Here is a 14,020-nt window from a genome sequence, read left to right as displayed (position 1 = left end):
TCGGGCGGGGAAGCGGCCGGGGAGAGGCAGCGCTTGTGCGCCATGCGATCGCGGATCGGACCGGGCGGAACTCGAGGAGCGCTCGGTGCGTCCACGATGCGGAATGCGTTGGAACCACTGATGATGTGTCTCGATTCAGCCCACGATTCAGTGGTCTGTCAGTGCCCCTCCCGTTGCCGGTGACGGCCGCCACCCCATCTAGGGTGGGGGCGGACCCGGCACACAGAGGTGCCGGATAGCGTGGAGTCGCCTGAAGATGACCTCGACTGGAGCCCCGACCCGTACCGACGCCACCGATGCGGCCCCGACCGCGGATGGTGGAAGTCGACCGGCCAGTCCTGAGCAGGTCCGTGACGAGCTGATCGAACGGGCCGCCGCCAATGCACCCGAACTCGCTGATCTGATCCACCTCTTCTACCGGCACGTGCCCGCCGAGGAAGTCAACGACGACGACCCGGTGGACCTGGTCGGAGCGGTGCGGTCGAACTACGAACTGGCCGCGAGCCGCGTTCCCGGACGGGCCGCGGTGCGCATCCTGAATCCGACCCGCGGGGCCGATGGCTGGCAGTGTCCGGTCACGGTCGTGCAGGTCGTGACCGACGACATGCCGTACCTCGTGGACTCGGTCGCGTCCGAGCTCACGCGTGGTGGCGTGCAGGTGCAGCGCGTTGTGCACCCCATCGTCGTCGTGCGCCGCGACCCGGTGACGGGTGAGCGCACCGAGGTGCTGCCGACCGCCGACCCGGCCGACCCGCCCGCCGACGCGCTGGCGGAGTCGTGGATGAACATCGAGGTCGACCTCATCACGGACGCCGACAGGGCGCGTGAGCTGGAGACCCGGCTGCTGACGGTGCTGACCGACGTCCGCGAGGTCGTCGAGGACACCGACCGCATGACCACCACGGCGACGCAGCTCGCCGAGGAGCTCGAGAAGGACTCGTCCGAGGCCAGCACGGACGCCGCGAAGCTCCTCAAGTGGCTCGCGGACGGGCACTTCACGTTCATGGGCTACCGGCAGTACGAGCTCGTCAACGAGGACGGCGAACCCGCGCTGCGGGCCGTGCTCGCGAGCGGTCTCGGCGTGCTGCGCCAGGACAGCCTCGCGGCGCGCAGCCTCACCGCCGGGCCGGACAACGGCGCGCAGGCGCTCAGCCCCGAGCTGCTCGTGCTGACCCAGGCGAGCGCGCAGAGCAGCGTGCACCGCAGCGTCTACCCCTACTACGTGGGCGTGAAGACGTTCGACGCCGAGGGCAACGTCTCCGGCGAGCACCGGTTCCTGGGCATCTTCAGCACCACGGCGCTGCACGAGGACGTGCTCGACATCCCGGTGATCGAGCGCCGGGTGCGCGACGTGATCCACCGCGCCGGCTTCCCGCTGCAGTCCTACTCGGGGCAGCGGATGCTCGAGGTGATCCAGAACTACCCGCGCACCGAGCTGTTCTCGGTCGACGGCGACACGCTCTACCAGACCACGACAGGCGTCATCGCCCTCGCGGAACGGCGCCGGCTGCGGTTGTTCCTGCGTCAGGACCCGTACGGCCGCTTCTTCTCGTGCCTGGTCTACCTGCCGCGCGACCGCTACACGACGACGAGCCGTCTCGCGATGCAGGAGGTGCTGCTCGCCGAGCTCGGCGGCCTGAACCTCGAGTACAGCGCGCGCATCGGCGAGTCCGCGCTCGCCCGCGTGCACTTCATGGTGCACACGGACCCGGCGCGCACCCTGGACCCGGACACCAACGCGATCCAGCAGAAGCTCGCCGAGGCGATCCGCAGCTGGGACGACCGCATGGTCGAGGCCGTCGTCGGCGACAGCGGCGACCTGGGTGCCGAGTCGGCCACCGAGCAGGGCCAGCGGTTCGCCGCCGTGTTCCCGGAGGCCTACAAGGAGGACTTCCCGGCGAGCATCGGTCTCGGCGACTTCCGCCGGATCGAGGCGCTCGCCGAGGGCGACCTCGACATGGTGTTCTACGTGCCCGAGGACGCCGAGCCGGGGGAGCGGCGCTTCAAGCTGTTCGTGACCGGCGACGGCATCACCTTGTCGGACGTGCTGCCGATGCTGCAGCGCATGGGCGTGATCGTGGTCGACGAGCGGCCGTACGAGATCACCCGCGAAGACGGCGTGCAGTGCTGGATCTACGACTTCGGCCTGCGCATCGACCAGAAGGCGCTCGAGCAGCTGTCGGAGTCCGACCTCGAGCACGTGCGCGAGCGGTTCCAGAACGCGTTCGCCGCCGTCTGGCGCGGTGAGGCCGAGGTCGACCGCTTCAACTCGCTGGTGCTGCAGGCCGGGCTCACCTGGCAGCAGGCCGCGATGCTGCGCGCGTACGCGAAGTACCTGCGGCAGGCGGGCACGCCGTACTCGCAGGACTACATCGAGGACGCGGTGCTCGGCCACACGAGCGTCGCGATCGCGCTGGTCGCGTTGTTCGAGGCCCGGTTCAACCCGGTGCTCGACGAGACGACCCGTGCCGCGCACACCGAGACCATGGTCACCGAGATCGGCAAGCTGATCGACGACGTGACGAGCCTCGACGCGGACCGGATCCTGCGCAGCCTGCTCACGCTGATCAACGCGACGCTGCGGACGAACTACTTCTTCCGCGACGCCGACGGCAACGGCCGCCCGTACCTGTCGGTCAAGCTCGACCCGCAGGCGATCCCGGACCTGCCCGCGCCGCGGCCGAAGTTCGAGATCTTCGTGTACTCGCCGCGGGTCGAGGGCGTGCACCTGCGCTTCGGTTCCGTCGCGCGTGGTGGTCTGCGCTGGTCCGACCGCCGCGAGGACTTCCGCACGGAGATCCTCGGCCTGGTCAAGGCGCAGGCGGTCAAGAACGCGGTGATCGTGCCGGTCGGCGCCAAGGGCGGCTTCGTCGTCAAGCGCCCGATCGCGCCGACGGGTGACCCGGGGATCGACCGCGAGAACTTCATGTCCGAGGGCATCGCCTGCTACAAGATGTTCATCTCGGGCCTGCTCGACCTCACCGACAACCTGATCAACAACGAGGTCGTGCCCGCGCCGCAGGTCGTGCGTTACGACGGCGACGACACGTACCTGGTCGTGGCCGCGGACAAGGGCACCGCGACGTTCTCGGACATCGCGAACGGCGTGAGCCAGAGCTACGGCTTCTGGCTCGGCGACGCGTTCGCCTCCGGTGGCTCGATCGGCTACGACCACAAGGCCATGGGCATCACGGCCAAGGGCGCGTGGGAGAGCGTGAAGCGCTCGTTCCGCGAGCTCGGGGTGGACACGCAGACCGAGGAGTTCACGGTCGTCGGCATCGGCGACATGTCCGGTGACGTGTTCGGCAACGGCATGATGCTGTCCGAGCACATCCGGCTCGTGGCCGCGTTCGACCACCGGCACATCTTCATCGACCCGAACCCGGTCGCGGCGAGCTCGTTCGCCGAGCGCGTGCGGTTGTTCAACGTGCCGCGTTCGTCGTGGGACGACTACGACCGCACGCTGATCAGCGAGGGCGGCGGCATCTTCCCGTTGTCCGCCAAGTCGATCCCGCTGTCCGAGCAGGCCCGCGTCGCGCTCGGGCTGGACGAGGGCGTCGACAAGCTGTCCCCGCCGGAGCTCAAGAAGGCGATCCTGCTCGCGCCGGTCGACCTGCTCTGGAACGGCGGCATCGGCACGTACGTGAAGTCGTCGGCCGAGACGCACGCCGACGTCGGTGACAAGGCGAACGACTCGATCCGCGTCGACGGTGCCGACCTCCGGGTCAAGGTCGTCGGCGAGGGCGGCAACCTGGGCCTGACCCAGCGCGGCCGCATCGAGTTCGCGCGCGCCGGCGGCAAGGTCAACACCGACGCGCTCGACAACTCCGCCGGCGTCGACTGCTCCGACCACGAGGTCAACATCAAGATCCTGCTGGACCACCTGGTCCGGGAGGGCTCGGTGGAGCAGCAGCAGCGCAACGAGGTCCTCGCCGAGATGACCGACGAGGTCGGCGAGCTCGTCCTGGCGGACAACTACTCGCAGAACAACGTCCTCGGCGTCAGCCGGGCGCACGCGGCCCCGATGCTCTCGGTGCACGCGCGCCTCACGGCCGATCTCGAAGCTCGCGGTGCTCTCAACCGCAAGCTGGAGGCGTTGCCGAGCGCGGTGGAGTTCAAGACGCTGGAGAAGAACGGCGAGGGCCTCACCTCACCGGAGCTGGCGACGCTGCTCGCGTTCACCAAGCTCACGCTCAAGGAAGAGCTCCTCCAGAGCGACATCCCGACGATCGACACGTTCAAGAACAAGCTGCCGGACTACTTCCCGACGCTGCTGCGCGAACGTTTCGGCGCCGCGATCCCGAACCACCCGCTGGCGAAGCAGATCATCACGACCGTCGTGGTGAACGAGGTCGTCGACGGTGGTGGCGTGTCCTTCGCCTTCCGCCTCGCGGAGGAGATGAGCGCGTCGGCCACCGACGCGGTCCGCGCGTACGCCGTCGTCACGCAGGTGTTCGACCTGCCGGCGATCTGGCGTGAGATCGAGACGCTGGACAACGTGGTGTCGACGGCGGTCCAGGACAACCTGGTGCTGGAGACCCGCCGCCTGCTGGACCGCGCGTCCCGCTGGCTGCTGTCGAACCGCCCGCAGCCGCTGGCGGTGGGCTCGACGATCAACCGCTTCCGCGGCGTGGTCGAGGAGCTCAGCCCCTTCGCCTTCGAACTGTTGAAGGGCAAGGAGCTCTACGTGGTCGCCGGCAAGGCGGACACCTTCGTCGAGCAGGGTGTCCCGGCCGAGCTCGCCCGCAAGGTCGCGGCGCTGCTCTACATGTACGGCCTGCTCGACGTCACCGAGATCGCCGAGCTGGCCGAACGCGAGATCGGCCCGGCCGGTGGCATGGGCCCGGAGCGTTCGCACCGGGAGACCGCCGAGCTGTACTTCGCGCTGTCCGACCACCTCGACATCGACCACATGCTGGACTCGGTGACGAGCCTGGAACGCGGCAACCGCTGGCACGCCCTGGCCCGCCTGGCCCTCCGCGACGACTTCTACTCGTCGTTGCGGGCCATCACGATCGACGTGATGCGGGCGAGCGACGAGGGCGACACGCCGGCCGAGAAGATCTCCAAGTGGGAGCAGGCCAACGCCTCCCGCCTGGCGCGCTCCCGCGGCGCGCTGGACGAGATCAACCGGGTCCACCAGCTGGACCTCGCCACCCTGTCCGTCGCCGCCCGCCAGGTGCGGAGCATGGTCAGGTAAGTGCCCGACGAGCTGGAGCAGGTCAGACGACCTGCTCCAGCTCGGCACGCTGCCCGATCGCGCGCCGCAGCCACTGCCGCCCGATCACCAGCAGCAGCACCACACCGATCGCCGCGACGGTGCCGACCGCGGACCCCATCCACAGCCCGATGGTCTCCATGCCGTCGGCGGGCGAGGGAATGTCGGCGAACGTCACATACACGAACAGCCAAGCGAGCACCACAGCCGCGGCAGCGACCGCGCCGATCGCGATGTTCGTCCACGTGAGCGCGCCGGACTCGAACACGGTCCCGTTCGCCGCCCGCTGCAGCACACCCCACAGCGCCACCAACATCAGCTGGCAGCACGCGATGAAGACGATCGCGGACGTCACGAACGGCACCCGCACGGACTCGTAGGGCGGGAAGAGCGCGACCTCGTCCGCCGCGGTCGTCGGGATCACCACGACCTGGGCGAACAGCCCGCCGAGGAACGCGAACGCGAGCAGGGCCTGCAGAACGATCACCAGGACACGAGACATAGATCGAGTATCGACAGCTGCCTATCGACTTTCAATCGGCTTGGCGTGGAGATCCTGTGAAGGTTCGGGCCCACAACACCAGCACCACGGTCATCCCCGCGAGCGTCACGAACATCGAGCGCTCGACCAACCCGATCGCGAGACCCGCGAACCGGTCCGTGCCACTTCGAGTCGTGAAGGCGATCACGAACGGAATCAGCATCACGGCCACGATGACCGCGAACGCACCGATGGTGTGTGCCCACGCCCGCCTCAACGGGTCTGTCCGATGGCGCCACCACAGCACACAGGCCAGCGCGAGCTGACTCGTGCACGTCAGCACCGTGCACACCTGATGCACGATGCCGTACCAGGTTGTCCGGGCGCCCATCGGATCCTTGAGGAAGACGGTCAGTCCGAGCAGGCTCACCAACGACACCACGAACAGCGACACCGGCAGCCGGCCGCGCAGCAGCCCCGCGCGCATCATGAAGTTCCCCGCGAGCGCCGCCGCCGCGTTCGCGCTCAACAACGCCAGCACGTACGGCACGCCGACGAGGTGCGACCGCACCGGGTACTCCGACAGCAGCTGGTTGACCGGGTCGACCCCACCCGCTCCCGGTAACAGGTGCAGCAGGACCAGCGTGACGAAGCTGAGTCCGCCGAGTGCCGCCGCCACGGGCGTGTTCCCCATGTGCCCCGACGCTAGGCGGCGGCGACGGCGTGGACGATCGGGGCAGCAAGAGGGTTCGGGGTGGGGATGGCCCTACCGCTACGGGTGGGTAGGGTCCCTGCATGGGTGTCTTCGTCACGGGTGTGCGGCCGCGTTGGTCGGACATGGATGCGTTCGGCCACGTCAACCACGCGAACACGGTGACGTTGCTGGAAGAGGCCCGGATCGAGCTGCTGTTCACCGAGGCTGCCCGCCACGGCGTGAAGGAGATGGCCGAGGGGATGGTCGTGGCGAAGCTCTTCGTCGACTACCTCGCGCCGATCGTGTTCACCGGCGAGCACATCGTCGTCGAGATGTCGGTGCGGGAGCTCAAGTCCGCGTCGTTCACGCTCGACTACGTCGTGCGCGGCAGCCGTGAGGCGGACAGCCCCGTGGTCACCAAGGCGGAGACGCTGATGGTGCCCTACAACGTGACGACCGCGCGGCCACGTCGTCTTACCGAGGCCGAGCGCGATTTCCTCGCCGGGTGGCGAGCAGGGGGTAATGGTGCCTGAGCTGGTGCTGGCCGACGCGGCCGAGAGAGACGACCTCGGCGCGTTCGCCGCGCGTGCGGTGCGGCTGGACGGGCAGTCGGTGGTCCGGCTGCGCAACCGCAACGAGGAGTTGCTGGACGCGTGGGTGGCCACGCCGTTCGACACGCTCGCGACGCGAACCGTTGCGGGGCAGGCGAATCCGGCCGACGTCACGGTGTCGGGCTCGGAGCTGCTGACGGGGCTCGCGGTCATGCGCGACGAACGCATCGACCCCGGTCCGGCCAAGGATCTGATGTGGCGCTCGGCCCTGCCGCCCTGGGAGGGGTGGCTCATGGTCGACATGCTGCCCGTCGAGGTGATCTCGAAGCTCGCCGACGAGGGTGTCGCGGTGGCGCGGGAGAACACCGGGCCGCAGGGCACGCCGCCGGCGTCGTTGCTCGACCAGACGGTGCTCACGGTGAGCGGGTCCGGATTGGACGTGAAGATCCCGCTGCGGTGCCTGTTCGCGTTGTCGGGCATGGGTTTCCTCGGTGAGGACGGCGAGGTGCGGGTGACCGCGACCGACTCGTGGCTGCGGATCGACGCCAAGTACGGCGCGGTGGTGCGGCGCCGGCACTCGATGCTGCCGCTGCTCGTCTGACCTGGAGTTAGGTCCAGGTCGGTTCGGGGAATTCGGGGCGCCGCAAGCGGATGCGCGTGGCACGATGTCGCGCGTGTCCGCTGAAACGCCGCAAACACACGAAGAGACCGAGTACCGGGTCTCGACGCTGGAGCTGTTCTTCGACCTGGTCTTCGTCTTCACCATCACGCAGCTGACGAGCACGCTGGCCGACGACACGTCGCCGCTCGGGTTCGGGCAGGTCGTGATCATGCTGTTCGTGATCCTGTGGATGTACTTCGGGTACGTCTGGCTCACGAACTCCGTGCCGCCGCACACCACCCTGCGCAGATTGCTGCTCATGGCGGGCATGGGCGGGTTCCTGGTGATCGCGCTGGCGATCCCGAACGCGTTCGACGAGGCCGGGGTCGCGTTCGGCATCGGCTACCTGATCGTGAACCTGGTGCACTCCGGCCTGTTCATCTCGGCGGGCGGACCGGGCTCCGCGGCGGCCATGGCGCGCCTGGCGCCGTTCAACCTCGGCTCGGCGGGCCTCGTGTTCGTCGGCGGGTTCCTGCCGAGCACGTGGCGTGCGGCGGCGTGGACCGCGGCGGTCGTGCTCATGATCGTGTCGCCGTACGTGAACCGGCGGCAGGGCGAGTTCCGCATCAGGTCGGCGCACTTCGTGGAGCGGCACGGCCTGGTGGTCATCGTGGCGCTCGGCGAGTCGATCATCGCGATCGGCATCGGCGCGGCGGGCCTGCCGCTCAACCTGCAGCTGGTCGTGGCCGCGCTGCTCGGTCTCGCACTCGTCTACCAGCTCTGGTGGTGCTACTTCGGCGCGGAACAGGACCTGCGCGCCGAGCACAGCATGGCGGCCATGACGCCGTCGGATCGGGCGAGGGCCGCCCTGTCCGCGTTCGGGTGGGCCCACGCGCCGATCCTGCTGGGCATCGTGGTCGTGGCGGTCGGCGTGAAGAAGACGATCGGGCACGCGACCGACCACCTGTACCTCAGCGGAGCGCTGGCGTTGGGTGGCGGCGCGGCGATCTTCCTCGCAGGACAGATCTTCTTCCGCTACCGCTTGAAGATCGGCAGCAACAAGTGGCGGATCATCGCGGCCCTGGCGGCTCTCGCGACGGTGCCGGTCGGACTGTGGGTGGCGATCGCTCAGCTCGCCGCGCTCGTGGTCGTGTTCGGCGTGCTGCTCGCCGCGGACGACAAGCAGCACGCATAGAACGTCAGACCAGCCAGACGGCCGTGTCGGGCGGCAGCTGGTCGCCGTCCATCGGACCGGACGACAGCAGCACCTGACCGGGCGGCAGCGGCACGGAAGCCCCGGACGTGTTCAGCGCGCAGATCAGGCCGCCACCCTTGCGCCGGAACGCGAAGCAGCCCGCCGGGGCGCCGTACCACTCGAGCTCGTCGCCGGCAAAGCCAGAGTTGGACTTGCGGTGCTCCAACGCCTCCCGGTACAGCGACAGCATCGAACCGGGGTCCTCCAGCTGGGCCTCGGCCGTGAGGTGGTCCCACTCGTTCGGCTGCGGCAGCCAGGTGTTCGCGGAGGTGGAGAACCCGAACGGCGGCGTCGTGCCCTCCCACGGGATCGGCACGCGGCAGCCGTCGCGTCCGCGCTCGGTGTGGCCGGAGCGCTCCCAGGTCGGGTCCTGCAGGGCCCAGTCCGGCAGCTCCACGTTCGGCAGGCCGAGCTCCTCGCCGTTGTAGAGGTAGATCACGCCCGGCAGCGCCAGCTCGACCAGCGTCATCGCGCGGGCCCGCTGCTCGCCCAGCGCGCCGCCGCCGTAACGGGTCACGTGGCGCGCGACGTCGTGGTTCGACAGCGTCCACGTCGCCGAGGTGCCCGCCAGCGCCACCGCGCCCAGCGAGTGCTCGATCGCCGAACGGACGGCGTCGGCGTCGAACTCGGCCTCGACCAGGCGGAAGTTGAAGCCCAGGTGCAGCTCGTCGGGGCGGACGTAGGCGGCGAAGCGCTCGTCGTCCTTCACCCAGATCTCGCCGACGGCCATCGTGCCGGGGTAGCCGTCCATGACCTTGCGGATCATGCGGTGGATGTCGTGCACGCCGTCGTTGTCGAAGCGCGGGTCGTGCGCGTCGTCGGACAGCACACCCGGCGCCTGGGCGTGGATCTCCATGTCCGGCAGGCCTTCCGGCTTGGCCATGCCGTGCGCCACGTCGATGCGGAAGCCGTCGACACCGCGATCCAGCCAGAAGCGCAGCGTGTGCTCCAGGTCGGCGCGGACCTCCGGGTGCTCCCAGTTGAGGTCGGGCTGCTCCGGCGCGAACAGGTGCAGGTACCACTGGCCGTCGGGCACGCGGGTCCACGCGGGGCCGCCGAAGACGGAGACCCAGTTGTTCGGCGGCTGCGAGCCGTCGAAGCCGCGGCCCTCGCGGAAGATGTAGCGGGCGCGCTCCATGCTGTTCGGCCCGGCGTGCAGGGCCTCCTGGAACCACTCGTGCAGGTCGCTCGTGTGGTTCGGGACCAGGTCGACCGTCACGCGGATGTTGTGCTCGTGCGCGTCCGCCACCAGCCGGTCGAACGCGGCCAGGTCGCCGAACAGCGGGTCCACGTCGCGCGGGTCGGCGACGTCGTAGCCGTGGTCGGCCATGGGCGAGCGGTAGAACGGGGTGAGCCACAGGGCGTCGACCCCGAGCAGCTCCAGGTAACCGAGACGGGAGCGGATGCCCTCGAGGTCGCCGACGCCGTCGCCGTTGGAGTCGGCGAACGAACGCACGTAGACCTGGTAGAAGACGGCGTCACGCCACCAGGCGGACTCTTCGGCGATCTCGGGGGTGAGGTCGGAGGATCGGCGCACGGGGGGTCATCCTGCCTTACGTCTCGCTGCGAAAGGACCCGAACGGGTGATGGGCGCTCACGACCAGCTGTTCATCAGACTGTTCGCGGCCATCTCCAGGTACTCCCAGAGCTGCTTGCGGTGGGGCTCGTCCAGGCCGGCCTCGTCGACGGCGATCCGCATGCAGCGCAGCCACGCGTCGCGCTCGATCGGTCCGATCTTGAACGGCACGTGGCGCATCCGCAGCCTCGGGTGGCCCCGGTTCTCCGAGTAGGTGTGGGGGCCGCCCCAGTACTGCATGAGGAACAGCCGCAGCCGTTCCTCCGCAGGTCCGAGGTCTTCCTCCGGGTACAGGGGCAGGAGGATCTCGTCGGCCTTCACCTCTTTGTAGAAGCGCGCGACGATGCGGTGGAACGTCTCCTCGCCACCGACCTGTTCGAAGAAGCTCACGGGGTTGCCCACACACCCATCCTGACTCACGCGAGCCGGGTAGTGCAGGCCGCCCCGCTGATTGGGCGTCTCGAATGGGTGTTCGACGTCACTTGGCCGTGAAGCCGGCTTCCTCCAGAGCCGCCACGAGCTGCGCACGAAGGTTGCGCTGCACCGCCCACTGGCGGCCGGGCCGCGTTTTGACGGTCACTCGCAGCGTGATGTTGTCCGGTGTGAACTTCTCCACACCGAGAACCTCGGGCTTGGCCGTGATGTCCGTCTTGACCGGATCCATCTCGGCGACCTGGGCGACCTTGTGCTCCAGCACCTTGGTCGCCTCGGCGAGGTTCGCGCCGTAGCTCAGCGGCAGGTCGACGACCGCGACCGCGAAGCCCTGCGACGAGTTGCCGACGCGCAGGATCTCGCCGTTGCGGACGTACCAGACCGTTCCGCCGGTGTCGCGGATCGTCGTGGTGCGCAGCGCGACCGCCTCGACCGTGCCGGTGATCGACGGGCCGAGGTCGACGACGTCGCCGACGCCGTACTGGTCCTCCAGCAGCATGAACATGCCGGACAGGAAGTCCTTCACCAGGTTCTGGGCGCCGAAGCCGATGGCGACGCCCAGGATGCCCGCCGACGTCAGCACCGGCGTGATGTCCAGGCCGACCACGATCATGATCTCCAGGAACGCGATTCCGAAGATCAGGATCGTGACGATGGACTTCAGCACCGAGCCGATCGTCTTCGCCCGCTGCTCGCGGCGCTCGGAGATCAGGTTGCCGAGCGCCTGCGGAGCACGTTCGCGAAGCGGCTTGAGCAGGCCGGGCTTCTTGCCTTCCTTGCCCGGGATCGTGATCCGGTCGATGACCTTGCGCAGCAGAGCCCTGATCACGAAGGCGGCGATCAGGATCACGACGATCTTGATCGCGCCCGCGAGGATCATCGGGCCGTACTTGTCCACGAAGTTGACCGCCTCGGCGGCCTTGTTCGTGACGTCATCCACGGGACTGGTCGCCTGCACGTGGTCGTGCCCTCCTACAACTCCATGCCGGTGGCATTCGCGAGAAACGTCAGCTGGTCCACGGCGAGAGCGACCGTCCGGCTGACCGACCTGCCCGCGTGACCGACCTCGGTCTCGCGGCGGATCAGCACCGGGTGCTTGGTCGGATCACTTGACGAAGCGTGCTGCAGTGCCGCGCACATCTTCCTGGCGTGGTTGGGGTCCACACGAGAATCCGACTCGAACACCGTGAACAACACAGAAGGGTACTCAACGTCCGTTACCACTTGGTGATAAGGAGAGTAGGACAGCAGCCAGCCGAGCTCCTCGGAAACGCTTGCGCTGCCGTACTCGTCGGCCCACAAGCGTCCGAGCAGGAAGTTCTCGTAGCGCACCATGTCGAGCAGTGGCGCTGAGCACACCACGGCGGCGTAGAGCTCCGGGCGTTGCGTCAGCGCGGCTCCCACGAGCAGGCCGCCGTTCGAGCCGCCCATGATCGCCAGCTGCTGCGGCGTGGTCCAGCCGTCGCGCACCAGGCGTTCCGCGGCGGCGTGGAAGTCGTCGAACACGTTCTGCTTGTTGGCACGCATGCCCGCGACGTGCCACTCCTCGCCTTCCTCGTCGCCGCCGCGCAACGACACGTGCACCCACACGCCGCCTGCTTCGACCCACGCCAGCGTCGTCGCGCTGTAGCCGGGGCCGCGGCCGATCGCGAAGCCGCCGTAGCCGGTGAGCAGCGCCGGACGGGGCAGGTCGGGCTTCTGCTCGCCGCTCACGACGAACATGCGGACCGTCGTGCCGTCCTTGGACGTGTACGCGATCTGCTGCGTGGTGACGGCCGGCAGTTCGACGTGACCGGGAGCGGCCTCGTGCAACACGGTCTCGCCGGAGGTCTTCGAGAACTTGAACACCGACTGCGGCGTCACGAAGTCCGTCCACCCGAACCACACCGCGTCCCGATCGCGGTCCGTCTGGGCGTCCACAACGGACATGCCGTGCAGCGAACCCGTGCCGGGCAGCGGAATCTCCTGCTGGTGCGCGCCGGTCGCGGCGTCGTGCAGGTGCAGCTCGGACACCGCGTGCCTGGTCCTGAGCACCACGAGGTCGCCGTCGAGCCAGCGCACGCCGTCGAGCACCGAGTCCGGCTCCTCGCCGATCAGCTCGGTCCACTCGGTGGGGTTCGCCGGGTCGGCGACGCAGAGGCGCTGCCGGGGCGCGTTGTGGTTGGTGTGCAGGTAGAGCCTGCCGTCGCGGGCGACGGACGCCGAGCACTGCACACCGGCCTCGGTCAGGATCACCGGCTTGAGCGCGCCGTCGCCGTGCAGGTCCGCGATCCACACCGAGTCGTGCTTCATCGTGCTGGGGGCGCCGCTCACGACCAGCCAGCGGCCGTCGTGCGAGACGTTCAGCGTGTAGTAGAAGGTGTGCGCCTGGCCGTCGCCGTGCACGTTGAGGTCCGTCTCCGGATCCGTGCCGACGCGGTGGCGCCACACGCGGCGGTGGAACAGCTTCTCGTCCTCGGGCAGCAGGGCCGGGTCGAGCTGCCGCACGTAGAAGAACTCCTCGCCGCCGGGCAGCCAGCCGATCGAGGAGTAGCGGCACCGGTCGATCGGGCCCTCGATGAGCTCGCCCGAGTCGACGTCCATGACGTGCAGCAGCGAGTGTTCGTTGCCGCCCACGGACACCTGGTACGCCAGGCGCGTGCCTTCGAGGCTCGGGGACCAGCCGTCCAGAGTGGTCCTGCCCGACGGGTCGAGCGAGCTCACGTCGAGCAGCACGCGCTCGGTGCCGTCGATCTCGCGCACCAGGACGACGGGATGGTCCTGCTCGGGACCGCGGCGGGTGAAGAACGCCCTGCCCGCGCGCCAGGCCGGCGTGGACACCGAACCCGTGCGCATCAGCTCCTTCATGCGCTCGCCCAGGCGCTCGCGGCCGGGCATCGCGTCCAACCAGGAGCGTGCGAGCACGTCCTGAGCCTGCGACCACTCCGCGGTGCGGGGGTCTGCCGTGTCCTCGAGCCAGCGGTACGGATCGGCGATGTCACGACCGTGAATCCGCTCGACGAGGTTTAGCCGCTCGGCGACCGGGTAAGAGATCGTCGCAGGCAGCGGAGTGGAAGGAGCCTCTGTCACCTTGTCAAGAGTAGCGGGCGATGAAAACCATCTCCGTTAGGGAGCTGGTTAACCCCAGGTTTGATCACACATCCATGACGCGTCACTTATCACACGTGATTTTTTCCTGGTAAGTGTGGTCTCCTATGGCTGAACCGGTGGAG

General features: G+C 68.7%; 10 protein-coding genes. 4 read left to right on the top strand and 6 right to left on the bottom strand.

The genetic code is table 11. From position 1 onward, the window contains the following. Positions 1 to 256: 256 nt before the first annotated feature. Positions 257 to 5,200: an NAD-glutamate dehydrogenase gene (locus AB0M24_RS41755; protein ID WP_363779593.1), complete on the top strand. Its 4,944-nt coding sequence runs from the start codon at positions 257 to 259 to the stop codon at positions 5,198 to 5,200. A 22-nt stretch (positions 5,201 to 5,222) separates the two neighbouring features. Here AB0M24_RS41755 and AB0M24_RS41750 read toward each other — a convergent pair whose 3' ends face one another. Both AB0M24_RS41750 and AB0M24_RS41745 read right to left on the bottom strand, forming a co-directional pair. Further along, positions 5,223 to 5,720, bottom strand: a complete 498-nt coding sequence (locus AB0M24_RS41750; RefSeq protein WP_363779591.1) for a DUF2975 domain-containing protein — start codon at positions 5,718 to 5,720, stop codon at positions 5,223 to 5,225. Positions 5,721 to 5,751: 31 nt separating this feature from the next. Next, positions 5,752 to 6,393, bottom strand: a complete 642-nt coding sequence (locus AB0M24_RS41745; protein ID WP_363779589.1) for a DUF998 domain-containing protein — start codon at positions 6,391 to 6,393, stop codon at positions 5,752 to 5,754. Positions 6,394 to 6,494: 101 nt separating this feature from the next. Here AB0M24_RS41745 and AB0M24_RS41740 point away from each other — a divergent pair, with 101 nt between their 5' ends. The 3 genes from AB0M24_RS41740 to AB0M24_RS41730 all read left to right on the top strand — a co-directional run bounded on the left by AB0M24_RS41740 (position 6,495) and on the right by AB0M24_RS41730 (position 8,740). Next, positions 6,495 to 6,926: a thioesterase family protein gene (locus AB0M24_RS41740; protein WP_363779587.1), complete on the top strand. Its 432-nt coding sequence runs from the start codon at positions 6,495 to 6,497 to the stop codon at positions 6,924 to 6,926. Beyond that, complete coding sequence (locus AB0M24_RS41735; RefSeq protein ID WP_363779661.1) at positions 6,919 to 7,545, top strand: hypothetical protein; 627 nt, start codon at positions 6,919 to 6,921, stop codon at positions 7,543 to 7,545. The genes AB0M24_RS41740 and AB0M24_RS41735 overlap by 8 nt, the downstream gene beginning before the upstream one ends. A 73-nt stretch (positions 7,546 to 7,618) precedes the next feature. Continuing rightward, a complete protein-coding gene (locus AB0M24_RS41730) occupies positions 7,619 to 8,740 on the top strand; it encodes a low temperature requirement protein A (protein ID WP_363779585.1) in 1,122 nt (373 codons plus the stop codon). Between the two features lie 4 nt (positions 8,741 to 8,744). On the opposite strand, the gene AB0M24_RS41725 is transcribed toward AB0M24_RS41730, so the two are convergent. From AB0M24_RS41725 to AB0M24_RS41710, 4 genes are all read right to left on the bottom strand, one after another. Beyond that, positions 8,745 to 10,337: an alpha-amylase family glycosyl hydrolase gene (locus AB0M24_RS41725; protein ID WP_363779583.1), complete on the bottom strand. Its 1,593-nt coding sequence runs from the start codon at positions 10,335 to 10,337 to the stop codon at positions 8,745 to 8,747. A 57-nt stretch (positions 10,338 to 10,394) separates the two neighbouring features. Further along, positions 10,395 to 10,778: a globin gene (locus tag AB0M24_RS41720; protein WP_363779581.1), complete on the bottom strand. Its 384-nt coding sequence runs from the start codon at positions 10,776 to 10,778 to the stop codon at positions 10,395 to 10,397. A gap of 76 nt (positions 10,779 to 10,854) precedes the next feature. Further along, positions 10,855 to 11,688: a mechanosensitive ion channel domain-containing protein gene (locus tag AB0M24_RS41715; protein ID WP_363779659.1), complete on the bottom strand. Its 834-nt coding sequence runs from the start codon at positions 11,686 to 11,688 to the stop codon at positions 10,855 to 10,857. Between the two features lie 92 nt (positions 11,689 to 11,780). Further along, the gene (locus AB0M24_RS41710) at positions 11,781 to 13,877 is read right to left on the bottom strand and encodes a prolyl oligopeptidase family serine peptidase (RefSeq protein WP_363779579.1); all 2,097 of its coding nucleotides are present in this window, start codon (positions 13,875 to 13,877) and stop codon (positions 11,781 to 11,783) included. Positions 13,878 to 14,020: the final 143 nt, after the last annotated feature.

It is taken from the genome of Lentzea sp. NPDC051838, assembly GCF_040681245.1.
Classification (GTDB): Bacteria; Actinomycetota; Actinomycetes; order Mycobacteriales; family Pseudonocardiaceae; genus Lentzea.
The sequence above is the reverse complement of the archived record's forward strand: the minus strand, read 5'-3'. Positions and strand labels throughout refer to the sequence as shown.

Bases quoted from the DNA above. Each gene is read 5' to 3' on its own strand.
- AB0M24_RS41755 (WP_363779593.1), top strand. From the start codon at position 257: ATGACCTCGACTGGAGCCCCGACCCGTACCGACGCCACCGATGCGGCC.
- AB0M24_RS41750 (WP_363779591.1), bottom strand. From the start codon at position 5,720: ATGTCTCGTGTCCTGGTGATCGTTCTGCAGGCCCTGCTCGCGTTCGCG.
- AB0M24_RS41745 (WP_363779589.1), bottom strand. From the start codon at position 6,393: ATGGGGAACACGCCCGTGGCGGCGGCACTCGGCGGACTCAGCTTCGTC.
- AB0M24_RS41740 (WP_363779587.1), top strand. From the start codon at position 6,495: ATGGGTGTCTTCGTCACGGGTGTGCGGCCGCGTTGGTCGGACATGGAT.
- AB0M24_RS41715 (WP_363779659.1), bottom strand. From the start codon at position 11,688: ATGATCCTCGCGGGCGCGATCAAGATCGTCGTGATCCTGATCGCCGCC.